Origin of the sequence: Brucella tritici (assembly GCF_902825325.1) — a bacterium.
Lineage (GTDB): Bacteria > Pseudomonadota > Alphaproteobacteria > Rhizobiales > Rhizobiaceae > Brucella.
In genome coordinates this window covers 94,183-117,761 of record NZ_CADEAR010000003.1, presented here as the reverse complement: position 1 = coordinate 117,761, position 23,579 = coordinate 94,183, and the positions used below count along the sequence as shown (strand labels likewise).

Genomic DNA, 23,579 nt, shown 5'->3' with positions numbered 1-23,579 from the left:
GGTTGAATGAACGCAGCAACTGGCAATATGGCGGCCCTGCATGAAGCAGGGCCGGACGGTGGCGGCTCATCCGGCAGGACCGTTCTGTCGGCGCGCGGACTGGGCAAGTCTTTTGGCGGCTTTCACGCGGTCAAGAATGTCGATCTCGACGTGGAACATGCTCGCGTTCACGCGCTGATCGGCCCGAATGGCGCAGGCAAAACCACGGTGTTCAATCTCCTGACCAAGTTCTTGCAGCCTTCGAGCGGCGAGATCACGCTTCTGGGCGAAACCATCACCAGGACCGATCCGGCCAAGGTGGCCCGCATGGGGCTGGTGCGCTCGTTCCAGATTTCGGCCACGTTTCCGCATCTGACCGTTCTGGAGAATGTGAAGGTTGCGCTGCAACGCCCCAATGGGCTTGCCACGCAGTTCTGGCGTTCGCTCTCGGCGCTCGACCGGCTCGATGCACAGGCGACCGAGCTTCTGGAACGCGTCGGCCTGGCCGATGCCCGTTATGCACAGGCCGCCGATCTGTCCTACGGCCGCAAACGCGCGCTCGAGATTGCCACCACGCTGGCGCTTGACCCCAAAGTGCTGCTGCTCGACGAGCCGATGGCGGGCATGGGCCATGAAGACGTTCACACCATTGCCGCCCTCATTGCCGACGTGGCGAAGGATCGCGCGGTGCTGATGGTCGAGCACAATCTCAAGGTGGTGGCCGATATCGCTCACCATGTCACGGTGTTGCAACGCGGCGAGATTCTCGCCTCCGGCAGCTATGCCGACGTCTCGAAGGACGAGCGCGTGCGCACCGCCTATATGGGAACCGAACATGAATAAAGGCCAACCGCTCCTGTCCGTGCGCGGGCTGAATGCCTGGTATGGCGAAAGCCACGCCCTGCATGGCGTCGACCTCGATATCTGGCCCGGCGAAACAATCACGCTTCTGGGCCGCAACGGCGTCGGCAAGACGACAACGCTACGCGCCATCATGGGCATCATCCGCAAGCGCACTGGCTCCATCACCCTCGACGGCAAGGACATCATGCGCGTGCCGCTGCACCGCATTGCCTATGCTGGTCTCGGTTTCGTGCCGGAAGAGCGCGGTATCTTCGCCACCTTGAGCGTGCACGAAAACCTGCTTTTGCCGCCGGTCGTCGCCAAGGGCGGTCAAGGGGGCAGCCAGAGCATCATGTCTCTGGATGAGATCTACGAACTCTTTCCCAATCTGCATGAGCGCCGCAACAGCCCCGGCACCAAGCTTTCGGGCGGCGAACAGCAGATGCTGGCGATTGCCCGCATCCTGCGCACCGGGGTCAAGGTGCTGCTGCTCGACGAGCCGACCGAAGGTCTTGCGCCCGTCATCGTACAACGCATCGGCGATGTGCTGGTGGAACTGAAAAAACGCGGCATGACCGTGCTTCTGGTCGAGCAGAACTTCCGCTTTGCCGCCAAGGTCGCTGATCGCTTCTATCTCATGGACCATGGCGTGGTGACGGAGAACTTCCCGACCGCCGAACTGCCCGCCCGCATGGCGGCGCTCACGCACGCGCTGGGAGTCTGAAACAATGACCATGATCTTCGGAATACCTCTGCAGGCACTTCTCGGGCAGTTACTGGTCGGCCTCATCAACGGCTCGTTCTATGCCATGCTGAGCCTTGGCCTTGCCATCATCTTCGGGCTCCTTCGCATCATCAACTTCGCCCATGGCGCACAATATATGTTGGGTGCTTTCGTCGGCTATTTGTTGTTGAGCTGGCTCGGCATCGGCTACTGGCCAGCGCTTATCCTGGCCCCGCTCATCGTCGGGCTGGGTGGCGCGATCGTCGAGCGCGTGGCCCTGTCGCGGCTTTACAACCTCGATCCGCTTTATGGCCTGCTCTTCACCTTCGGCCTTGCGCTGGTGATCGAAGGCACGTTCCGCTATTATTATGGCGCTGCCGGTCAGCCCTATGCGGTGCCGCCGTCACTGGCAGGCGGGCATAATCTCGGCTTCATGTTCCTGCCGAACTATCGCGCCTGGGTGGTTGTTGCCTCGCTTTTCGTCTGCCTCGGCACCTGGCTCCTGATCGAAAAGACCAAGCTCGGCGCCTATCTGCGTGCCGCGACTGAAAACCCCACACTGGTCAAGGCCTTCGGCATCAATGTGCCGCTGCTCCTCACCTTCACCTATGCGCTGGGTGCTGCCCTTGCCGGTGTTGCAGGCATCATGGCCGCGCCGATCTATCAGGTCAGCCCGCTGATGGGCTCAAACATCATCATCGTGGTCTTTGCCGTGGTGGTTGTCGGCGGCATGGGGTCAATCCTCGGCGCCATCATCACCGGCTATGTGCTGGGGCTGGCGGAAGGTCTGACCAAGGTCTTCTATCCGGAAGCCTCCAGCATCGTCATCTTCGTCATCATGGCTATCGTCCTTCTGGTTCGACCCGCCGGACTGTTCGGGAAGGAGGCCTGATATGGCTGATACCGCTCTCAAGGCTACTCCCAAGGCAACTGCGGCTCCGCGCGACAGCAAGGCACCTGTCGTCAACAGCCTCTCGATCATCGTCCTCGGCATCGCGCTGGTCGGACTGCTGGCTGCACCCTTCATGGTCTACCCCATCTTCCTGATGAAGATGCTGTGCTTTGCGCTGTTCGCCTCCGCCTTCAACCTTCTGTTGGGCTATACAGGCATTCTCTCCTTCGGCCATGCGGCCTTCTTCGGCGGTGCTGCCTATATCACAGCCCATACGGTGAAGGTCTGGGGCGTCACGCCGGAACTCGGCCTCGTGCTCGGCGTTCTCGCCGCAGCAGCGCTTGGCCTCGTCATCGGTTATCTCGCCATTCGCCGTCAGGGCATCTATTCGACGATGATTACGCTGGCGCTGGCGCAGATGTTCTTCTTCTTTTGCCTGCAGGCTTCCTTCACTCATGGCGAAGACGGATTGCAGGGTGTGCCGCGCGGGTTTCTCTTCGGCATCATCGACCTCAACCAGCCAATGAACATGTATTATTTCGTGCTGGCCGTGTTCGTGCTGGGCGTCTTTATCATCTGGCGCATCATCAATTCGCCCTTTGGCATGATCCTGAAGTCGGTGCGCGAGAATGAAAACCGCGCGATCTCGCTCGGTTACTCCGTCAACCGCTACAAGCTTGCAGCCTTCGTCATGTCGGCAGGACTTGCAGGTCTCGCAGGCGGGCTGAAAGCGCTTGTCTTCCAGTTCGCAACGCTGACCGATGTCGGCTGGCAGATGTCGGGCGAAGTGATCCTGATGACGCTTCTCGGCGGCATCGGAACCCTCATCGGCCCCATCGTCGGCGCAGCCTTCGTCGTCGCACTGCAGAACTATCTCGCAACATCCGACTTCCCGGTCACGATCGTGACGGGCGTCATCTTCATGGCATGCGTCCTCCTCTTCCGTAAGGGAATCGTGGGCGAGTTCTATGCATCGCGGATCGGAAAAAAACTCTTCGGCTAACCAAAATTTCGGGAGCAGCTCGCTCGTTCGATAGCGGCTCCGCTTTTTACTGGATATGAGATCATGACCGACACCTACGATTACATCGTGGTTGGCGCGGGCACGGCAGGTTGCGCGCTTGCGAACCGACTTTCCGCAGACCAGAACCGCTCCGTACTGCTGCTGGAGGCAGGCGGAAAAGACAATTACGCCTGGATTCACATCCCGGTTGGCTATCTCTACTGCATCGGCAATCCGCGCACCGACTGGTGCTTCACCACGGAAGCCGAACCGGGGCTGAACGGTCGTTCGCTCGGCTATCCGCGCGGCAAGGTGCTGGGCGGCTGCTCCTCCATCAATGGCATGATCTATATGCGCGGTCAGGCCCGCGACTACGACCTGTGGCGTCAGGCCGGTTGCGAAGGCTGGGGCTGGAACGATGTCCTGCCGCTGTTCAAGAAATCGGAAGACTATTTTGCGGGTGCCAGCGATGTGCATGGCGCGGGCGGTGAATGGCGCGTCGAAAACGCCCGCCTGCACTGGGATATTCTGGATGCCTTTCGTGATGCAGCGGTCTCTGCGGGCATCCCCGCCACCGACGATTTCAATGGCGGCGACAATGAAGGCGTGTCCTATTTCAAGGTCAACCAGAAGCGCGGCATTCGCTGGAATACCGCCAAAGCCTTTTTGCGGCCCGTGCTCGACCGCAACAATCTGACGGTCGAAACCGGCGCGCATGTGCGCCGCATCGAGATCGAGGAACTGCGCGCCACCGGCGTCACTTTCGACCAGAACGGCACCACCCGCACGGTAAAGGCAAAGCGCGAGGTCATTCTGGCTGCCGGTGCAGTCGGCTCGCCGCAAATCCTAGAACTGTCAGGCATCGGGCGCGGCGACGTGCTGCAGCAGGCGGGCATCCCTGTGAAGCTGGAGCGCAAGCAGCTCGGCGAAAACCTTCAGGATCACCTGCAATTGCGCTGCGCATACAAGGTCACCGGCATTCCGACCCTCAACGAAAAAGCCAACAAGCTTGTCGGCAAAGCGATGATCGGGCTGGAATATCTGCTGCGGCAATCCGGTCCCATGTCGATGGCGCCAAGCCAGCTCGGCGTTTTCACTCGTTCGGACCCGTCCTTTGAGACCGCCAATCTGCAATATCACGTGCAGCCGCTGAGCCTGGAAAAGTTCGGCGAAAACGTCCACCCGTTCCCTGCCTTCACGGCAAGCGTATGCAATCTGCGCCCCGACAGCCGCGGCTCGATCCATATCAAGTCGCCAGATCATCGCACCCAACCGGCAATCAGGCCGAATTATCTCGCCGCCGAGAGCGACCGTCGCGTTGCCGCCGACGCCATCCGCATCACGCGCCATATCGTGGCGCAGGCACCGTTGCAAAAGTTCAGCCCCGAGGAGTTCAAGCCGGGTCCCGCTTACGAAACGCAAGAGCAGTTGGAAAAGGCGGCTGGCGATATCGGCACGACGATTTTCCATCCGGTCGGCACCTGCCGCATGGGGCAGGACGCAGAAGCAATCGTCGATCCCCGCCTGCGCTTCAACGGCATTGCGGGCTTGCGCGTCGCCGATGCCTCGGTCATGCCGACCATCACTTCCGGCAACACCAACTCACCGACTCTCATGATCGCCGAGAAGGCCGCACAGATGATTATTGCTGACAACCGATAAGCAAGCGAGATGGGCGGAAATGGCAATCCGCTCACCGTCTCGTGAACGCAATTTCGGCATCATGGCTTCGGCAAATTCTGAAATAATTTTCCTTGTTTATTGCCCGACAAAAGGGAATTATCGGCAACAAGGTGGGCAGGGGGAGAAAGATCATCTCAAAAGATCGCTTTCCGGGACCGGCTCTCCAAAGTCTTTAAACAAGGAAAACAAAATGTCGTCAGTCCTTTCCCGCTACACGCTGACCCGTCGCGCCGGTCTGAAAGCCCTTCTCTTCACCGCAGCCGCACTGACTGTCGGCTTCGCGTCGGCGCCGAGCCACGCAGAAGACAAGACCATCAAGGTCGGCATCATGGGCGGCGAAGACGAAGACGTCTGGAAAGTCGTTGCCGAAGAAGGCAAGAAGCACGGCCTCAACATCGAGCGCGTGACCTTCAACGATTACAACCAGCCGAACGAAGCTCTGGAACGCAAGGAAATCGACGCCAACGCCTTCCAGCACAAGCCTTATCTGGACGAGCAGATCAAGCAGCACGGCTACAAGATCAGCGTCGCCGGCTACACCGCCGTCTGGCCGATCGGCATCTATTCGCGCAAGCACAAGAGCCTTGACGAGCTGAAGGAAGGCGCCGTCGTCGGCGTGCCGAACGATCCGTCGAACGAAGGCCGCGCGCTTCGCGTTCTGGAAGAAAAGGGCCTCATCAAGCTGAAGCCGGATGCGGGCATTCTGGCCACCCCGATCGACATTGTCGAAAATCCGAAGAAGCTTGAGATCAAGGAACTCGACGCCGGTGTTGTCGGCCGTTCCATCGATGACCTCGATGCAGCAATCGTGAACAACGACTGGGCAGCAAAGGCAGGCCTCAACAAGGAAGAGGCAATCGGCTGGGAATCGAAGGAAAACAACCCCTACAACAACTTCATCGCGGTCCGCACCGAAGATGAAAACGCTGAATGGGTGAAGAATCTCGTGGCCTCGTTCCAGAACGACGCCGTGAAGGCCGAAATCGACCGTGCCTACAAGGGCACCGGCATCCCGGCCTGGAAATAATTGCTTTTGATGCTTGAAAGACCGCGCCGGAACCGTTTCCGGCGCGGCTTTTATTGACGTACCGACAAAAATTGCCCTAAAGCATCGCCACAGCGAAAGCTGATGGCTTGAGCCAGGCATCATCCTTCCTTGAAGCCTTATCGAATACAACAAGCCGCTGCCCGCAGCGGCCTATCCAGACATAGAAGAAACGACCGTGACCATTGAAAAGCCGCCCGCCACATCAGCGCCCATCGTCGAGATGAAAGACGTGCGCCGAATGTTCGGCGATACGGCAGCTATCAACGGCGTTTCGCTTTCCGTCGCGCGCGGCGAAATTCTCGGCATCATCGGCCGCAGCGGCGCGGGCAAATCCACGCTGATCCGTTGCGTCAACGGCCTTGAAAAGCCGGATGCCGGTTTGATCCTGATCGAAGGGCGCGAAATCACCGGCCTTGGCGAAGACGCACTACGCCCCGTGCGCCGCCGCATCGGCATGGTGTTCCAGCATTTCAACCTGCTTTCGGCCAAGACCGTTGCCGAAAACATCGCCCTGCCGCTGAAAATCGCGGGAAAGCCGAAGGCCGAACGCGCCAGGCGTGTTGCGGAACTTCTCGAACTGGTCGGCCTTTCCGACAAGGCAAAGCACTATCCCGCCCAACTTTCCGGCGGCCAGAAGCAACGCGTCGGCATTGCCCGCGCCCTTGCCGCTGAACCTGCCGTGCTGCTTTCGGACGAGGCGACATCCGCGCTCGACCCGGAAACCACCCAGTCTATTCTGGCCCTGCTGAAAGACATCAACACCAAGCTCGGCCTTACCATCCTGCTCATCACGCATGAGATGGAAGTGATCCGCCGCATTGCCGATCGTGTGATCGTGCTGGACCACGGCGCCATCGCCGAGGAAGGTCCGGTCTGGAAGGTCTTCGCCAATCCGCAATCGCCCGTCACACAGAGCATGTTGCAGGTGCTGACGCCGGAACTGCCTACCATCTGGCGCGACCGGCTGGAGAAATCCGGCAACCTCGCCGTGCTGAAGGTGAAGCTGTCGGGCGCAGCCGCAAAAGGCGCGTTCTTCAACGATGTTTCCGCTGCCACCGGCGTGGCGCCGCAGCTCATCCATGGCGGCATGGATACGATTCAGGGCGAGCCGGTCGGCACGCTCTTCATCGGCCTGCCCGCAGAGGACAAGGCGAAACTCGACGCCGCAATCACCTATCTCAACACCCATGCAGACGCCACGGAGGTACTCGGCTATGTCTCAGGCGATGCTTGATCTTCTCTGGCGCTCCTTCTGGGAGACCATCATCATGACCGGTTTTTCGAGCCTGATCTCGCTCGTCGTCGGTCTGCCGCTCGCACTCATCATGATCCTGACTGAACGGGGTGGCCTCGCACAGAACCTGACGCTGAACACGATCCTCGGCGCCATCATCAACGGTTTCCGCTCGGTTCCGTTCATCATTCTGCTGGTGGCGCTCATTCCCGTCACGCGCTTCATCGTCGGCACATCCATCGGCACATGGGCGTCCATCGTGCCTTTGTCCATTGCCGCCATCCCCTACTATGCGCGCATTGCGGAAGTGTCGCTGCGTGAAGTGGATCATGGCCTCATCGAAGCCGCGCGCTCCATGGGCGCAAACCGCTGGACCATCGTGCGCGAAGTGCTCGTTCCCGAAGCCCTGCCCGGCATCGTTGCAGGCTTTACGGTCACGATCATCACACTGGTCGGCGCATCGGCAATGGCAGGCGCCATCGGTGCGGGCGGTCTCGGCGACCTTGCCATTCGCTACGGCTATCAGCGCTTCGAGACGCAGATCATGATCGCGGTCGTAATCATCCTCATCATCATGGTTTGCGGCATCCAGTGGATCGGCGACCGGCTGGTGAGCCGTCTCGACAAGCGTAACCTGCGCGCCTGAGCCAACTCTTATCGCTTCCTCTCACGGAAACCCGCTTCCAGCGTGTTTCCGTCGGGATCGAAGACTAGAGCCGCGTAATAGCCCATCTCTTCAGGGCCCTGATAGCCTGGGCTCCCACTATCCCTGCCGCCCGCCTCCAGTGCAGCTTGATGGAACGACTCGACCGCCTCGCGGCTTCCGGCTGTAAACATGAGATGCAGACGGTCGCCTGGCTTGTCCTCGCCCTCACCCGCCCCATCGTGGCCGCCATGGATCCACAGAAACGGAACCGGTGCCCGCTCTCCCCCACTGACAAAGAAGCCGGTGCCCGAACGGGCAATGACCTCCAGGCCGAGTTCTGGCATGCAGCTTTCGTAAAAAGAAAGGCTGCGATTGACGTTACGGGCTTTGAATCCGATGTGATCGAAGAGCGACATGAGATTCAATATATCGCGGCCAATTATAAAGAAAAGCGGCGCTCCCCAATTTGGAAAGCGCCGCTATCAATCTTCAATACTTGGCAATACGAGAGCGTGAATCAAAAAGGCGGTATGTGTGTGCGAAAATGGTGATTTTCGAGTACCGGAGCGGAGCGTACGTCTAAGCATAATCCCGAAAAGTTGCAGACTTTTCGGATAAGACTATGCGTCTATGAGATGTACGTGAGCACCGGAACGCAGATAAATTGCCATTTGCAGCCACACAGAACGACTTTTGGAACAGGCTCTGAGGTTATCCGCGTGTGCGGGCCAGACCATCCTTCGCAGGCTGGTATTTCGGATCGAGCTGTACGGCCCGTGAATAGGAATTCGCAGCCTTGGCCTTGTCGCCATTGTGCTCATAGACAAGCGCCTGATTGGCCCAGCTTTCCGCCACGTTCTGGTCGAGCGTGATGGCGGTGTTGAAATCGTCGAAGGCGTTGTCGTAGTCGCCAAGCGCCACATAGGAAATGCCGCGACCGTTATAAGGCTCCGGCGCCGTGGAATTGAGCGAAATTGCCTTGGAGAAATCCTCGATGGCCTGCTTGTGCTGACCCTTGGCCTGATAGATCAGGCCACGATTGTGATAGGCGCGGCCATCGGTCGTCTGCAGGGCGATAGCCTGATTGAAGTCGCTGAGCGCCTGATCGAGACGTCCGGCCTGACGGTAGACATTGCCTCGGCCGATATAGGCGGCGTCATATTGCGAATTGAGCTGGATGGCCTTGCTGTAATCCTGCACGGCCTTGGTGCTGTCGCCCATATAACGATAGACCAGCGCGCGATTGGCATAGGCCTGATAGAAATTCGGATTGAGCGCTATTGCCTGATCGAAATCGCGCAGCGCTTCCTTGTAGCGCCCGGACTTGCCATAGGCGGAACCACGCACATTGTAGCCTTCCGGATCGCGCGGATTGCTCTGGATCACGCTTGTCAGCGAACTGATGTTCTCGCTCGATCCTTGCGCCCTGTCGACAGTGCTGAGTGCCGTAGTTGTGGAGCTTTGGCAACCGGCAACGGTCAAAGCCAGAAGTGCGGCGGCAATGAGAAGGCCGTTCCGACCTGTTCCACCCAATGCTTCAATTCCCGAAACTTTCATTCCAGACGATTGCATCATCTTCAAGCGCGTGGGCAACGACTGCATTCCTTTCAGCTCGCATAGGGTGCAAGACCCTTCTGCCTCTTCTCCATCCCGTAGCCAGATCCGCTTTGGGGATTCTCGCCTCTGCCGGATTATTCTGTCTGTTACGGTACTATACTGGCCTCAACCACCAGATAAAAACAGCAAAAAGGCGGCATTTTCTTCAGCTTGGTTTACTTTTGGATAGCCCGCTTGACAGTTGGATATCCTAATTATTGTTTTTACACATATTGGCACGCGAGGAGTCCAGAAACTTTTCGTAACGCCGCATTAAAAATGGAAGCCTGAACAAATGAAAATATATGTGTTGGTCTGATTTTCGACATTTGCACGCTTCGGATGCAGGCATCGAGCAAATGTCGAATTCAGTGCACTCGCTGACCTAAAACCGCTTCGCAAGGTGCGGGAAACAATCGCAAATATCTGAGGTCAAAACATGCAAAATCCGGCGCAAGCGAAAGCCAGCACCGGAAAGCAAAAAAGGCGCTGTTCAACAGCGCCTGTTTTTAAAGTCGATCAGCGAGCGCCCGGACGGCCGCCGATAAGGCCTTCACGCTGTGCGCGCTTACGGGCCAGCTTGCGTGCACGACGAACGGCTTCTGCCTTTTCGCGAGCGCGCTTTTCGGACGGCTTTTCATAGTGGCCGCGCATCTTCATTTCGCGGAAGATACCTTCGCGCTGCATCTTTTTCTTGAGAGCGCGGAGAGCCTGATCAACATTATTATCGCGGACGAGTACCTGCACGTGTATTCCCGTATCGGTTAGAATTTCGGTTAAGCCTGAGGCCGTTAGGGGGTCTTTTAACGATTTCAGCCGGTCTGACCGGCCGATCAACGCCCAAAGGCTCCCAAGCTTCGCAACGGATACGCTGCAAATTGGTCGTGGCTATTACCAGAAAGAGCCTAGCCTGTCCACCTCAAGATGCAACTTTGCCCACCGGCTTGCGTGAATTACCGGCTTGCACACGATTTACTATAGTCCCAATCGTGCGAATAGGCTAAGCGGCACGTGTTTCCCGCATAATTCAGCCTCAATGACTGCCCATAGCATTTCGCCAGAAAACCGATCGTGCTTCCTCTCAATTTATCCGATTCTCCTGATGCCCCTCCGCAAACGACTCGTTATCCAGTTCACAGGCTATGAAGGCCTGCACCCCAAGGCCGTCCGCGTGCGCCACGCGCAGGCGCTTAAGGATTTCGACCGCCTGTGGAAAGCAAAGACCAGGCTTCCGCCTATGACGGAGGAGCCTGACGATTGCGGCACGCTGACCGCCGTCACCGTGGGCAATGGCTGGCAGACGGAAACCGAGTTCTGCCAGTTTGGCACTGCGGATATTTTCGACGATTACGCCGCGCGCTCCACACCGAAGCGGATGCTGACCGGCTTTCACGCATTCTTGAACATCCTCTTCACCGGAACGCTGTGGCGCTATCTGACGACGAGCTGGCGTTTCGTCCTGTTTTTCCTGTGGCCATTCCTGCTGTCACTGGCGATTCTGGGCATCGCTGCCCTGCTCGCCTTTGCACCGATGGCCGCAGGACTTTCGGCCTTGCATCTTCTCTGGTCGGCGCCGCTTGCAGCCATCGTCGCAACCCTGCTCGTGCGCAAGCCCGGCGATCGGTTTTTCATGTCCTATCTGCTCGACGACTGGTCTGCGGCCTATGATCGTATTCACGGACGCAACGAAAAGCTCAACCAGCGGCGCAAGGCTTTTGCAGAAAGCCTGAAGCGGAAAATCGAAGCCAGCAATGCCGATGAGGTCATCATAGTTGCGCATAGTCTCGGCACGGTTCCGGCAGTGGAAGCGCTTGCCGACTTGCAGCGCGAGCGCCCCGATCTTCTGGCAAAACAGCCGGTCTCTCTGCTTGCCATCGGCTCATGTCTGATGATGATCGCGCTTCATCCCAAGGCAAAGTCGCTGCGCGAGGACGCGCGCGTGGTGATCGAGGAAAGCCCTGTCCTGTGGTCGGAATTTCAGGTGCTGACCGACATCATTCACTTCTACGGCTCGGACCCGGTCAAGGTCCTCAAGTTGAAGACCGCCAACCCGCCGCTCATCAACCGCATCCGCTTCAAGAACGTGCACAGCGAAAGCCGTTACAAGCGTTCCAAGGGCAATTTCTTCCTGATGCATCTGCTTTATATGCGCGGGGCGGAGAAGAAGAATTTTTACGATTTCGGCATGTTCCTGCACGGCCCGTTCTTCTTCCGCGAACTGATGATCGAGCACAAAGAAAAAGTCGCCCCTCTCGATGAAGAGGGACGACTTCCAGTTGTGCATCGCGAAGCGGCTTAACCTTCCGGTGGCTCCACCACGGCAATGGTGAGCCAGGTTGCGGTCAGTGCTGGCTTCAGCGAGTTTTCGATCTCCAGCGTCACATCATAATGATTGACCACCCGGCCTGACGGGCGGATATCTGCATCCGCCAGCTTGAAGCGAGCACGCACGCGCGAACCGGTCTTGACTGGCGACAGGAAGCGCAGCTTGTCGAAGCCGTAATTGATGCCCATCGTGGCCCCCTCCAGCATCGGCAGCGCTTCATAGGCCAGCGTCGAGAGCAGCGACAGCGTCAGAAAGCCGTGCGCGATGGTGCCGCCGAAAGGCGTTTCCTTGGCAGCGCGTTCCGGATCGACATGAATGAACTGATGATCGTCGGTCGCATCCGCGAACTGGTTGATCATTTCCTGCGTGACTTCGCGCCACTCGGAACATCCGATTTCCGTACCGATTGCCTCGCGCAACTGGTCGAGCGTGATTGCGTCTTTCATTCGCTGGCTATTCCTGCTGATGTGATTTGCCTTGTGTTTAACCCATAAAACTCAAGCGGCAACCAGAATTTCCCGTGCAATATCATCCCAGTGCGAGAAAACCTGATGCGCTCCCTTGCCCGTCAATTTTTCGGCGTGCCCGGCATAAGTATGCCCGCCGCCCGTATAGCCGAACGCCGTCATGCCGGCCGCGATGGCTCCTTCGACACCGAAGGGTGAGTCCTCGATCACCACGCAGCGCGCCGGATCGACGCCCATTTTGTCGGCTGCGAACAGGAACAGGTCCGGCGCTGGCTTGCCGCGCTTGACCATGCTGGACGAATAAACCGCATCGCCGAAATAATGGCTGATACCGGTTTTTTCCAGACTGAACGCAATGCGCTCCGGCTGCGACGACGAAGCCACGCAGCGCTTTTGCGGCAGTTCGCGCAGGAAGTCGGCAATGCCCACCGTCGGCTCCAACGCTTCGGCAAACAGGACCTGAGTTTCGGGCCAGAACTGGCTTATGGCCTCATCCGGCAGGCGATGCCCGGTCATATCCTCGATCATCTTCATGATATCGGCCTGCTTCATGCCGATGCCCTTGGCGACCGTGCCTTCCGGCAGTTCCATGCCGTGATTGGCATAGACCCGCTCGAAAGCCAGACAGGAAAGCGGCTCGCTATCGACGAGAACGCCGTCGCAATCGAAGATCACGAGATCGAAAGAGGATACGCTGCTCATTTTGGCTCCAGTGGCCTGCTAAAGGGATGCCTATTTTGTCGCGCAGTTTGAAGGTGCGCGCGCGCCGGTGTTGATATAGAGACTGTTCATCTATTACGCACCTATATCAACACAAGCGTGACAAATTTATCTCGCCTGTGCGGATTTGACATTTTGCGGAGAGTTTCATGACGACAAATGTGGCACTGGTTGGACTGGCGCGCGATCTCGCAGCGCGGGCAGAAACCGGCAGGCCGATCCGCATCGGTCTGATTGGCGCTGGCGAAATGGGAACGGACATCGTCACGCAGGTGGCGCGGATGCAAGGTATCGAAGTCGGCGCACTTTCCGCCCGCAGGCTTCCCAACACATTCAAAGCCGTTCGCACCGCCTATGGCGACGAGGAGAACGCGCAGGAAGCCAACAGCGAAGCGGCAATGACCCGCGCAATCGAAGCGGGCAAGATCGCCGTCACCGGCGACAATGACCTGATCCTGTCCAATCCGCTGCTCGACGTCATAATTGACGCCACCGGTATTCCGGAAGTGGGTGCAGACACCGGCATCAAGGCCATCCGCAACGGCAAGCATCTCGTCATGATGAATGTCGAGGCGGATGTCACCATCGGCCCGTACCTCAAGGCCGAGGCCGACAAGCAGGGCGTGATCTATTCCCTTGGCGCGGGCGATGAGCCGTCGTCCTGTATGGAGCTGATCGAGTTCGTTTCAGCGCTTGGCTATGAAGTCGTTTCGGCTGGCAAGGGCAAGAACAATCCACTTAATTTCGACGCCACACCCGACGATTACAGGCAAGAAGCGGACCGCCGGAACATGAATGTCCGCCTGTTGGTGGAATTCATCGACGGCTCGAAAACCATGGTGGAGATGGCAGCCATTGCCAATGCCACCGGTCTCGTTCCCGATATTGCCGGCATGCACGGTCCCCGCGCGAGCATCGACCAGCTAAGCCAGACGCTTATCCCGCAGGCAGATGGCGGCGTTCTCAGCAAAAGCGGCGTAGTCGATTATTCCATCGGAAAAGGCGTTTCACCTGGCGTGTTCGTTGTGGCCAAGATGGACCACCCTCGCCTCAACGAACGACTGGAAGACCTGAAAATTGGCAAAGGCCCCTATTTCACCTTCCACCGCCCTTACCATCTTACTTCGCTGGAAGTGCCGCTGACAGTGGCCCGTGTCGTGCTGCACGGCAAGACCGATATGGTGCCGCTGCCAAAGCCTGTGGCGGAAGTCTGTGCGGTTGCCAAGAAGGATTTGCAGCCCGGCGATCATCTGGATGCTATCGGGCAATATTGCTACCGCTCATGGATCATGACGGCGCCGGAAGCGCGTGCTGCCAAGGCCATTCCCTGCGGCCTGCTGCAGAACGGCACAGTCATCGCGCCGATCAGGAAGGGTGAACTCATCACCTATGCCAATGCGGCACCGCAGCCCGGCTCGAAGATCGCCGAACTGCGCGCTTTGCAGGATGCCATGTTAGGGCAGTAAGGCAGTAGGGCAATATGGCAGTATGTTTAGGGGAGTAATGGAGTAAGGCGAAGACGGGCAGCATGTCCGCAAGTCAAACATACTGCCCTATGCCTTACTGCCCTATTGCCTTCCCCTAGTGGTCGAGGGCCTTCACAATACTCTCCACCATCTTCTTCGCGTCGGCGAAGAGCATCATGGTGTTGTCGCGGAAGAACAGTTCGTTTTCCACGCCTGCATAGCCGGAACCCATGCCGCGCTTGATGAACAGAACCGTGCCAGCCTTGTCGACATCGAGGATCGGCATGCCGAAGATCGGTGACTTCGGATCGGTCTTCGCAGCCGGATTGGTGACGTCATTCGCGCCGATCACGAAGGCAACATCGGCCTGCGCGAATTCCGAATTGATATCTTCCAGCTCGAATACTTCATCGTAAGGCACGTTGGCCTCGGCCAGAAGCACGTTCATATGACCCGGCATACGACCGGCAACCGGATGGATGGCGTATTTGACTTCCACGCCTTCCGCCTTGAGCTTGTCGGCCATTTCACGCAGCGCGTGCTGGGCCTGCGCCACCGCCATGCCATACCCCGGCACGATGATGACCTTGGAAGCGTTCTTCATGATGAACGCCGCATCGTCGGCAGAACCCTGCTTGACCGGGCGCTGTTCGACCTCACCAGCCGGACCGCCGGACGTATCGCCGCCAAAGCCGCCGAGAATAACCGAGATGAACGAACGGTTCATGCCCTTGCACATGATGTAGGACAGGATCGCACCGGACGAGCCGACCAGCGCGCCGGTGATGATGAGCGCCAGATTGCCGAGCGTGAAACCGATGCCTGCCGCTGCCCAGCCCGAATAGGAGTTGAGCATGGAAACGACAACCGGCATGTCCGCGCCGCCGATTGGCACGATAATCAGCACGCCAAACACCAGCGACAGAAGCACGATCAGCCAGAACACGAAATGGCTTTCGGTGTTCGTGAGCACGACGATCAGCAACACGATGGCTGCAGCCAGAGCCGCATTGATGACGTGGCGTCCCGGCAGCATGATCGGCTTGCCCGACATGCGCCCGTCAAGCTTGAGGAAGGCGATGATCGAGCCGGTGAAGGTGATGGCACCAATGGCAACGCCCAGCGACATTTCCACGAGCGCCTGACCGTGGATCTGACCCACTTCGCCAATCCCGAAGGAATGCGGCGAATAAAGCGCGGCGGCAGCCACCAGAACGGCGGCAAGACCGATCAGCGAGTGGAATGCGGCCACGAGCTGCGGCATGGCCGTCATGGCGATGCGGCGCGCGATGACTGCACCGATGCCGCCACCGATGGCGATACCGACGACGATCAGCGCCAGACCGCCGAAGCTTGGACGCGCCAGCAAAAGCGTGGTGACGATGGAGATCGCCATGCCGATCATGCCGTACATATTGCCCTGACGGCTGGTCGTCGGATGCGACAGGCCGCGCAGTGCCAGAATGAACAGCACGCCGGAGACGAGATAAAGGAAGGCTGCGAGATTAACGCTCATAATGGTTCAGCCTCACTTTTCTTTTTTCTTGTACATGGCGAGCATGCGCTGGGTGACCAGGAAGCCGCCAAAAATGTTGACGCTCGCCAGAATGAGCGCAATGAAACCGAAGCCGGTTGCCCAGCCAGAAAGCGAAAGGCCGACGGCCAGAAGCGCGCCCACCACGATCACCGATGAAATGGCGTTCGTGACGGCCATCAGCGGCGTGTGCAGTGCAGGCGTGACCGACCACACGACGTAATAGCCGACGAAAATCGACAGGATGAAGATTGCAAAGCGGAACACGAACGGATCAATCGCACCGCCCGATGCGGCATGCGCGGCAGCCGCTGCTGCATCGCCCAAGCCGCCCGCATTTTCAGCGGCCTGACGCACGGCGTCCACGGCCTGATTAAGGCCCTCAAGGGCTTTATCGAGATTTGTATCGGCCATTATGCCTCTCCTCCATCAACTGGAGACTTGGGGGAAGACGTCGTCTTCGGCGCTTTTGCAGGTGCTTTTTTCGCAGGCTTTGCAGCCGCCTTGGGTGCAACTGCCTTTGCTGCCGGTTTCTCCGCTTTCGGTTTCGGCTCAGCCTTTGGCTTTGCAGCCTTTTCAACACCCGCCGGAGCCGCTGCTGTCTCAACCTTGGCGAACGCCGGATGCAAGATCTTGCCCTGATGGGTCAGAAGCGTTGCCTTGACCAGTTCTTCTTCCGGGTCGATCTTCAGAAGCTTGGCTTCCTTGTCGACCAGCGTTTCGACGAAGGCGATCAAGTTGCGCGCATAAAGCTGCGAAGCGCTCGCCGCGATACGGCCCGACACATTGAGATGGCCGACAATCCTGACGCCGTTCACGTCAGCAATCTCGCCTGCGACAGCGCCTTCGACATTGCCGCCGCGCTCGACTGCCAGATCGACCAGCACGGAACCCGGACGCATGGAAGCGACCATTTCCTTGGAAACCAGACGCGGCGCCGGGCGGCCCGGAATGAGCGCCGTGGTGATGACGATATCCTGCTTGGCGATATGGTCGGCAACAAGTGCCGCCTGCTTGGCCTGATATTCCTTCGACATTTCCTTGGCATAACCACCGGAAGTTTCCGCTGCCTTGAACTCGTCGTCCTCGACGGCGATGAATTTCGCGCCGAGCGAGGCGACCTGCTCCTTGGCCGCAGGACGAACGTCGGTTGCCGTCACGACTGCACCAAGGCGGCGCGCCGTTGCAATGGCCTGAAGACCGGCAACGCCTGCCCCCATCACGAAAACCTTGGCGGCCGGAACCGTACCCGCCGCCGTCATCATCATCGGCATGGCGCGGTCATAGACTTCGGCCGCATCGATCACCGCCTGATAACCGGCAAGATTTGCCTGGGACGACAGCACGTCCATCACCTGCGCGCGGGTGATGCGCGGCATGAATTCCATCGTGAAAGCCGAAATTCCAGCCTTGGCAAGAGCCGCAACAGCGTCTTCATGGCCATAGGGATCAAGCATGGCGAAGAGCGCTGCGCCCGATTTATACCCTTTGAGTTCCGCATCCGTCGGACGCCGCACCTTGAGCACGACATCCGCCGTTTTGGCATCTGCCGCCGTGCCAATGCGGGCACCGGCTGCCGTAAACTCGGCATCGGGAATGCGCGATTTCTCGCCTGCGCCTTTTTCCACGACGACATCAAAACCGAGCGCGATGAATTTCTTCACCGTCTCAGCCGACGCCGCAACGCGAGTCTCGCTGGGGTCACTCTCTTTCGGGATAAATAACGTCTGGGCCAAGCTGGTTTCCCTTTCGTGGCGTTCTTCCGGGGGTTGATCCCGGTCGGGCAGAATTGCGAGCTTCAGAGAGGCTCGTTAAAATAGACTAAGATACAGACATGCATAAACCCTCGGCACGGTAACCCATGCCAAGGCATTCGATCAAATCGTGCGGGTTAAATCCCGGTTCAGCAGTTTCTGAGCTGCATCGGACCGCTACCGGATGACTTCATCCGGCAGGGAATGAATGCGCTAGAGAATGAACCAGGCAGCGACGCAGACTAGAATGAAAAGAACGGTCGCGGAGAAGAAACCACCAGCAAAAAAGCCGAACGCCATGGCAATCATAAGGGCAACGAGCGCCACCGTGGCCCATTTAACCAGGCCCGCAAAACCGGCATAAGTTTTCTCATGCTCAGCATAGTCCATCGGTGCGCCAAGTTCAGCCGGAGCCGTCGTATGATGTTCTGCCATTTTAGTTCCACCCATTCAGAATTTCCGCCCATACACCGTCATGTTAAGCGAAAATAACTGCAATCTTCAATGTGCGACCGAATAAACCCATGCATTGACAGCAAGGCTTTTCGTCGCAGCTACCCTCTCCCCGCAAAAGCGGTTCCGTAATCTTCGTAAAGCGAAACCACCCTTCTGGCTACATTTAATTGTTTAATATCCGGCGTCGTTTTTAGATTCTTATACGCCGAGGCCGGTATATTTCGCCGTCGGCAAGATTGTCAGCGGCACGGAACTGCCGCGCATGTCGCCAAACATCGCATGACGTTCATGCGGCTGCGACTTGAAAAACGGAAAGCGCACGGCCACCGCATCACGGATATTGCGGATGGGAGCAGCACCGAGCCCGACCCGGATTCCATAGCCCTCATGTTCGCGCGCATCAGCCATGACAGACGTGCCGAAAATACGTTTATAAAACGCCATATGCTCCGGCTTGACCGAGGCAAGGCATTGATCCGCCGCGAAAAACTCGGACGCCATCGCAGCAATACGCAGTGTGATATAGGGAATGGCCGGATATTCGCTCAAAAGCTCGGGATCGGCCGCAAAACGCGTCGGATCGACAAAATGCATGCCGCTATTGAGCAGCGGATCGAGAATATCCGGAAACAGCGCATAGCTCGTACCACGACGATGATCAGGTGTGATGTGATGAATGCGCAGCGTGCTGACCAGTTGCCCGTCCACATACACGCCATAGACAAAAGCATGGCTGTCGCGATCGATATCATCCACGATGGACGGCACTTCGGCTTCATGCATGACATTGCGCGTGCGGTAGGAACGATAACGCAGACGACCAATTTCCTCGAGGTCCTCCGCATGAACGATACGGCGATACTCCACCCGATCGAGAAATTGCAACAGCTGTCGCGCGAAATTGGACAATGGCGGTTTATCGCCCGTAGCAGCTGTATTCGTCATATTATCCGATTTCCGCACCCCACAAATCAGTGCGCAGAATAAGCGGCTTTAACAGCGTGTAAAGATATAACTTCGCCTATTGCCTTGTTATTGCCACGCAATCGACGCTCGTTCGCCGTAATCGGACGGGCCTTTTTACGCGCTATCTGAAGCCTAAATGGGAAATGGCCCCATAAAGGGGCCATTTCACGACTTTGCCTCAATTTGAAAACAGGCCCTCAAAGCGCATTGGCGATAGCCTGAAATGCGTGCATGGACTCATCTTTCATGTCCTGCCCGTCAACATTATAGCTGGAATGGGCAGAGGTCTTGGCAATCACCACGCCTTTGGCCGGATTGACGTAAATGAACTGCCCATAGATGCCCACGGCGCTATAGTCACCCTGCCAGTCAACCGGCGTCCACCACTGATAACCATAACCGAACGGGATCTTGCCAAGCGAATCCTTGCGACCGGGCATCAGATAGGGCGCGTCGGGCGTCACCGAATCGTGCACCCACTGCGCCGGTACAAGCTGTTCGCCTTTGAAATTGCGTCCGTCATTCAGGTACAGCAGGCCGAAGCGCGCATAATCTCTAAGCACGGCATTGAGACCAGCAGCAGCCGCAACCTCTCCGGTCGGATCGACCAGCCAATAGGCATCCGCTTCGGCGCCCAGCTTCGACCACAGCCGATCCTCGAAATATTTCTGAAGCGAAACTCCGGTTGCACCCTCCAGCACCAGGCCGAGCACCTGGGTATCCGCCGACACATAATGACTGTCGGTGCCTTGCGGACGCTCATTCTTGAGATGTGCCGTGAATTTGGAGATAGAACCTGTCAAAAGCTCAGCCGCATAACGCACGATGTCGGAATTGAGATCGCCGTAATTCTCGTTGAATCCAATGCCGGATGCCATCTGCATCACATTCTTGACCGTGACGCCCTTATAGCCACCCTCGGCCAATATAGGCGCATAACGCTCCACCGGCTGGTTGATGTCGATCAATCCGTCATTGACGGCGTTGCCCACGAGAAAGGACACAAAGGATTTCGACAGGGAAAAAGCAATCGCCTGCGTATTCTCGGTATTGCCGTGATCATATTCCTCATGAACGATGGCACCGTCTTTCAGCACGATGAAGCCGGTTGTACCGCCACGCTGAAGCCAGTCGGAAATCTTGCGCGTTTCGCCCTTATAGACAAAGGTTTCCGGAAGGGGACGCTCAGCCTTGGCAAGCTGGCTCACCTCACCCTCATGCGGAATACGCACCGAAGGATACATTTTGTATAGATTGCGGAAGTTATCAAAGATGTGTGCGGGCTTGAATACCTGCGCATATTGATAGACCGCCCAGGTCTCATGAATCTTCTTCCAGAACACGGCAGTGCCGGCACCTGCAAGAATGACAAGCCCGATCAAAGCATACAGACCATAGCGAAGAAAACGTTTCATTGCCTCCCCTTTAAATTAGTAGATTAAATTTAAGAATTTCCTTATAGTAATATAATGAAATACTTATACAGATCCCGTTGAGACAATAAGTGCACGATATCTATGCCTTAAAACATCCCAATTATTTGTCTTATATTCAAATTATGGTGAGTAACACAAGCAGCCTCAGCGACACAAAGCGCCGCAGATGAAACAGCAGCGGACCGCCACATCCCGCGGCCGTCCAAGAACCCATAAGTTTTGAGATTTTGTTCTGTAAAAACAGGGAATTAGAGAAAATTCAACGGCTTCGGCCCGTTGAACCCTGTCTCAACCCCGGAAATTCAAGCCACCGTTCGTCCGCCATCGCGCCGCGATGCGGCTTTCGCGGTCATGGCGCTGATCGCTTCGACAGGCACCGGCATACCAAGAAGATAGCCCTGAACGAGATCGGCACCCGCCGCCACGCGGATCAGCGCAAGCTGTTCTTCGGTTTCAACACCTTCGACCGTCACACCCAACCCAAGCTCGTGCGAAAGCTGGGTGACGCCGCGAAGAAGCATCAGCGACCGCCGGTCGGTGGTAATGTCGCGCACGAAGGAACGATCCACCTTCACCTTGGTCAGCGGCAAGGTGTTGAGATAGCTGAGGCTGGAATAACCGGTTCCGAAATCGTCCAGCGCAATATTGATCCCGGCATTCTTAAGCCGCTGCAGCACCATCGAGGTTTTGTTGCGGTCCGAGATAATCGCGCTTTCCGTCACTTCCACTTCAAGGCGGTGGGCCGGAAGTCCTGATTTTTGCAAGGCACTCGCAATATCGCGGGCGATATCATTGCTCTTCAGATCGATGGCCGAAAGGTTGACGGAAACGCCGATCCGGTCCCCCCATGACAGACAGTCCGCACAGGCTTGCTCCAGCATGAAACGGGTAATGTCCGTAATGATGCCCATTTCTTCCGCAAGCGGAATGAACTCGGCAGGCGGCACGAAACCAAGCTCAGGATGTTCCCACCGCGCCAGCGCTTCACATGCAACAACGCGCAGGGACTGCGCGCTGACGATGGGCTGATAGACGACCTTGATCTCCCCGTGGTCGATGGCGAGCCGCAAATCGGCTTTGAGTTTCTGGCGTCCGCGATATTGTGTGTCCATCGCATCGATGAAGATCGACCAGGGCTTGTCTTCCTTGCTTTTGGCCTCGTAGAGCGCCAGGTCCGCGCTGATATGCATGCTGCCGACATCGCATCTTCCGATGTCCTCAAGCGCGATGCCCGCGCTGATATCGATATGGACCTGATCACCGTCAAGATCGTAAACGCCGGTCACGACGGCCATGATGTGATCCATTACACCTGCAACTTCGGCCTCGTTGCGCAAGTTGAAGACGAATACCACAAACTCGTCACCGCCGAAACGCGACGCGATGAAACGTTGCGGATCGAGCGAATTAAGCCGCTCTGCAAACAGGCGCAGCAGCACGTCGCCCGTATGATGCCCCAGCGTATCGTTGACATGCTTGAAATGATTGATGTCGATGACGATGAGAGCGGCCTGGGTGCCCGTTTGCTGATGCGAACGCATGGAGCGTACCAGGGTCTCGAAATAGTTCCGGTTCGGCAGGCCGGTCAGACCGTCATAGCGCGCCATATGCTGGATACGCGCTTCCGCTTCCACACGCTGCGTCACATCCTCAAACATCAGAACGGCTCCCTCATTGAGGGTCTGGTTGCCGATACATTCAATGTAACGCTGGTTCGAAAGCTGAAAAATGTCGCGCGTGCGCTTGCCGAGCAGAAGGTCCTGCATGCGCACATGCACGTTTTTCAGGTCGTTCTGCGGGAACAGTCCCTTCTTGGCGCAATAGCGCAGAAGGACGTCGAGCTTGCGGCCATGCAGCTTTGTGTGCTCGGCGATCTGCAGCATCGCCTTGGCCTTGTTGTTGATGACTGCAATGCGCTGCTGGCTGTCGAACATCAAAAGGCCCTGCGGCATATTGTTGAGCGCCGCATCGAAACGCCCTGCCACAATGGACAAGCGCCGTTTGCCCATGACCGCAGCGAAAAGAAACTCGCGCAGGCCATTGGCCATCTGGATGTTGGACAGGAAATACGGGATCAGCAGCAGGCCGATGATGACGTGAAACGGCGTTCCGGCCAGAATGAGCCCGGCCAGAACCGGAATGAGCGTGCAGGCTGACATCAGTATGACGGCTTTCGCCGAAGCATAATTGCGGCCCACGATAGAAACTACCGAAGCAAGCAGCACAGTCAGGCTGGCAAGTTCGGCGAAGGAATCCCGCAGCACATAGCTTGAGAAGAAGCACAACATGCCAAGCGTCAGGCAGACGGCCGATGCGCCGATCAGATAGCGCGTTTCCCACCGGTCGAGATCGGCATGGGAAAGCGGCTGCTGTTTCGCCTGGTCGAACTTGTGCATGTCGAAGATGCGACCGACGGCGATGACGGCAAAGACACCGCCAAAAACCAGATAGCGCCAGTCGTCGGTTTTCACATAGATGACAACACAGGCTACAACGTGCGCGAGCAAGCCGAACCAAAGCGTCGTACGATTACCATACAGCGCTCTGAGAAAAGATAGCCGCACATCTGCAGGTATCTCAGGTTTACGGCTTTGCCACATATCGATGCATTTATCCCTTATACGGGGAGGCAATATCGCACTAATGACTTAAAAATATCTTTCGGGATATTAAACCACAAGCTGTTATGACAACCACCATAAGATGTATTCAGATATTTTTTAAGGAAAACCGCAGACGCACAACCCTCAACAGGCAACTACAACCACCAGCATACATGTTGTAATCGTCCTAATATTACAGAAAT

22 protein-coding genes are annotated in these 23,579 nt (G+C 57.4%); 10 read left to right on the top strand and 12 right to left on the bottom strand.

The genetic code is table 11. From position 1 onward, the window contains the following. Window positions 1-6 precede the first annotated feature (6 nt). The 8 genes from HWX93_RS05055 (at window position 7) to HWX93_RS05020 (ending at window position 8,052) form a co-directional block, all read left to right on the top strand. Window positions 7-822 carry an ABC transporter ATP-binding protein gene (locus HWX93_RS05055; RefSeq protein ID WP_176036713.1) on the top strand — a complete coding sequence of 272 codons (816 nt, stop codon included), beginning with the start codon at window positions 7-9 and terminating at the stop codon, window positions 820-822. After that, window positions 815-1,546 (top strand): ABC transporter ATP-binding protein, encoded by a 732-nt coding sequence (locus tag HWX93_RS05050; protein WP_176036712.1) that lies wholly within the window; start codon window positions 815-817, stop codon window positions 1,544-1,546. The genes HWX93_RS05055 and HWX93_RS05050 overlap by 8 nt, the downstream gene beginning before the upstream one ends. 4 nt (window positions 1,547-1,550) lie before the next feature. After that, window positions 1,551-2,438: a branched-chain amino acid ABC transporter permease gene (locus HWX93_RS05045; protein WP_151677147.1), complete on the top strand. Its 888-nt coding sequence runs from the start codon at window positions 1,551-1,553 to the stop codon at window positions 2,436-2,438. 1 nt (window position 2,439) lies between these two features. Then, a complete protein-coding gene (locus tag HWX93_RS05040; protein ID WP_176036711.1) occupies window positions 2,440-3,441 on the top strand; it encodes a branched-chain amino acid ABC transporter permease in 1,002 nt (333 codons plus the stop codon). Window positions 3,442-3,504: 63 nt separating this feature from the next. Further along, the gene (locus HWX93_RS05035; protein ID WP_176036710.1) at window positions 3,505-5,103 is read left to right on the top strand and encodes a GMC family oxidoreductase; all 1,599 of its coding nucleotides are present in this window, start codon (window positions 3,505-3,507) and stop codon (window positions 5,101-5,103) included. Window positions 5,104-5,314: 211 nt separating this feature from the next. Continuing rightward, complete coding sequence (locus tag HWX93_RS05030) at window positions 5,315-6,151, top strand: MetQ/NlpA family ABC transporter substrate-binding protein (RefSeq protein ID WP_109987349.1); 837 nt, start codon at window positions 5,315-5,317, stop codon at window positions 6,149-6,151. A 196-nt stretch (window positions 6,152-6,347) separates the two neighbouring features. Beyond that, a complete protein-coding gene (locus tag HWX93_RS05025; RefSeq protein ID WP_176036709.1) occupies window positions 6,348-7,406 on the top strand; it encodes a methionine ABC transporter ATP-binding protein in 1,059 nt (352 codons plus the stop codon). Continuing rightward, window positions 7,387-8,052: a methionine ABC transporter permease gene (locus tag HWX93_RS05020; RefSeq protein WP_140021557.1), complete on the top strand. Its 666-nt coding sequence runs from the start codon at window positions 7,387-7,389 to the stop codon at window positions 8,050-8,052. The genes HWX93_RS05025 and HWX93_RS05020 overlap by 20 nt, the downstream gene beginning before the upstream one ends. A gap of 8 nt (window positions 8,053-8,060) precedes the next feature. On the opposite strand, the gene HWX93_RS05015 is transcribed toward HWX93_RS05020, so the two are convergent. From HWX93_RS05015 to rpsU, 3 genes are all read right to left on the bottom strand, one after another. Continuing rightward, window positions 8,061-8,468, bottom strand: a complete 408-nt coding sequence (locus tag HWX93_RS05015) for a VOC family protein (RefSeq protein WP_176036708.1) — start codon at window positions 8,466-8,468, stop codon at window positions 8,061-8,063. A 295-nt stretch (window positions 8,469-8,763) separates the two neighbouring features. Then, window positions 8,764-9,654 carry a tetratricopeptide repeat protein gene (locus tag HWX93_RS05010; RefSeq protein ID WP_176036707.1) on the bottom strand — a complete coding sequence of 297 codons (891 nt, stop codon included), beginning with the start codon at window positions 9,652-9,654 and terminating at the stop codon, window positions 8,764-8,766. Window positions 9,655-10,167: 513 nt separating this feature from the next. Then, complete coding sequence (gene rpsU, locus HWX93_RS05005; protein WP_010659458.1) at window positions 10,168-10,395, bottom strand: 30S ribosomal protein S21; 228 nt, start codon at window positions 10,393-10,395, stop codon at window positions 10,168-10,170. A 355-nt stretch (window positions 10,396-10,750) separates the two neighbouring features. On the opposite strand from rpsU, the gene HWX93_RS05000 reads away from it, so the two are divergent. Continuing rightward, window positions 10,751-11,947 carry an alpha/beta hydrolase gene (locus HWX93_RS05000; RefSeq protein ID WP_176036706.1) on the top strand — a complete coding sequence of 399 codons (1,197 nt, stop codon included), beginning with the start codon at window positions 10,751-10,753 and terminating at the stop codon, window positions 11,945-11,947. On the opposite strand, the gene HWX93_RS04995 is transcribed toward HWX93_RS05000, so the two are convergent. Both HWX93_RS04995 and HWX93_RS04990 read right to left on the bottom strand, forming a co-directional pair. Further along, the gene (locus HWX93_RS04995) at window positions 11,944-12,420 is read right to left on the bottom strand and encodes a MaoC family dehydratase (RefSeq protein ID WP_006471187.1); all 477 of its coding nucleotides are present in this window, start codon (window positions 12,418-12,420) and stop codon (window positions 11,944-11,946) included. The two genes, HWX93_RS05000 and HWX93_RS04995, sit on opposite strands and share 4 nt — an antisense overlap. 51 nt (window positions 12,421-12,471) lie before the next feature. Beyond that, a complete protein-coding gene (locus HWX93_RS04990; protein ID WP_176036705.1) occupies window positions 12,472-13,143 on the bottom strand; it encodes an HAD family hydrolase in 672 nt (223 codons plus the stop codon). Window positions 13,144-13,310: 167 nt separating this feature from the next. Between HWX93_RS04990 and HWX93_RS04985 the strand changes: the two genes are divergently transcribed. Next, window positions 13,311-14,627 carry a 1-deoxy-D-ribulose 5-phosphate reductoisomerase gene (locus tag HWX93_RS04985; RefSeq protein ID WP_176036704.1) on the top strand — a complete coding sequence of 439 codons (1,317 nt, stop codon included), beginning with the start codon at window positions 13,311-13,313 and terminating at the stop codon, window positions 14,625-14,627. A gap of 115 nt (window positions 14,628-14,742) precedes the next feature. Here the strand turns inward: HWX93_RS04985 and HWX93_RS04980 are convergent, their stop codons facing one another. From HWX93_RS04980 to HWX93_RS04950, 7 genes are all read right to left on the bottom strand, one after another. After that, window positions 14,743-16,143, bottom strand: coding sequence for an NAD(P)(+) transhydrogenase (Re/Si-specific) subunit beta (locus tag HWX93_RS04980; protein WP_061345783.1), 1,401 nt, complete (start codon window positions 16,141-16,143; stop codon window positions 14,743-14,745). Between the two features lie 12 nt (window positions 16,144-16,155). Beyond that, complete coding sequence (locus HWX93_RS04975; RefSeq protein WP_104754309.1) at window positions 16,156-16,575, bottom strand: proton-translocating transhydrogenase family protein; 420 nt, start codon at window positions 16,573-16,575, stop codon at window positions 16,156-16,158. After that, window positions 16,575-17,897, bottom strand: a complete 1,323-nt coding sequence (locus HWX93_RS04970; RefSeq protein WP_109987358.1) for a Re/Si-specific NAD(P)(+) transhydrogenase subunit alpha — start codon at window positions 17,895-17,897, stop codon at window positions 16,575-16,577. Before HWX93_RS04970 ends, HWX93_RS04975 begins: the two co-directional genes overlap by 1 nt. A 231-nt stretch (window positions 17,898-18,128) precedes the next feature. Next, window positions 18,129-18,350 (bottom strand): aa3-type cytochrome c oxidase subunit IV, encoded by a 222-nt coding sequence (locus tag HWX93_RS04965; RefSeq protein ID WP_061345780.1) that lies wholly within the window; start codon window positions 18,348-18,350, stop codon window positions 18,129-18,131. Between the two features lie 219 nt (window positions 18,351-18,569). Further along, the gene (locus HWX93_RS04960; RefSeq protein WP_176036703.1) at window positions 18,570-19,316 is read right to left on the bottom strand and encodes an N-acyl amino acid synthase FeeM domain-containing protein; all 747 of its coding nucleotides are present in this window, start codon (window positions 19,314-19,316) and stop codon (window positions 18,570-18,572) included. A 218-nt stretch (window positions 19,317-19,534) separates the two neighbouring features. Beyond that, a complete protein-coding gene (locus tag HWX93_RS04955; RefSeq protein ID WP_176036702.1) occupies window positions 19,535-20,752 on the bottom strand; it encodes a serine hydrolase domain-containing protein in 1,218 nt (405 codons plus the stop codon). A gap of 323 nt (window positions 20,753-21,075) precedes the next feature. Then, the gene (locus HWX93_RS04950) at window positions 21,076-23,373 is read right to left on the bottom strand and encodes a putative bifunctional diguanylate cyclase/phosphodiesterase (RefSeq protein WP_176036701.1); all 2,298 of its coding nucleotides are present in this window, start codon (window positions 23,371-23,373) and stop codon (window positions 21,076-21,078) included. Window positions 23,374-23,579 lie beyond the last annotated feature (206 nt).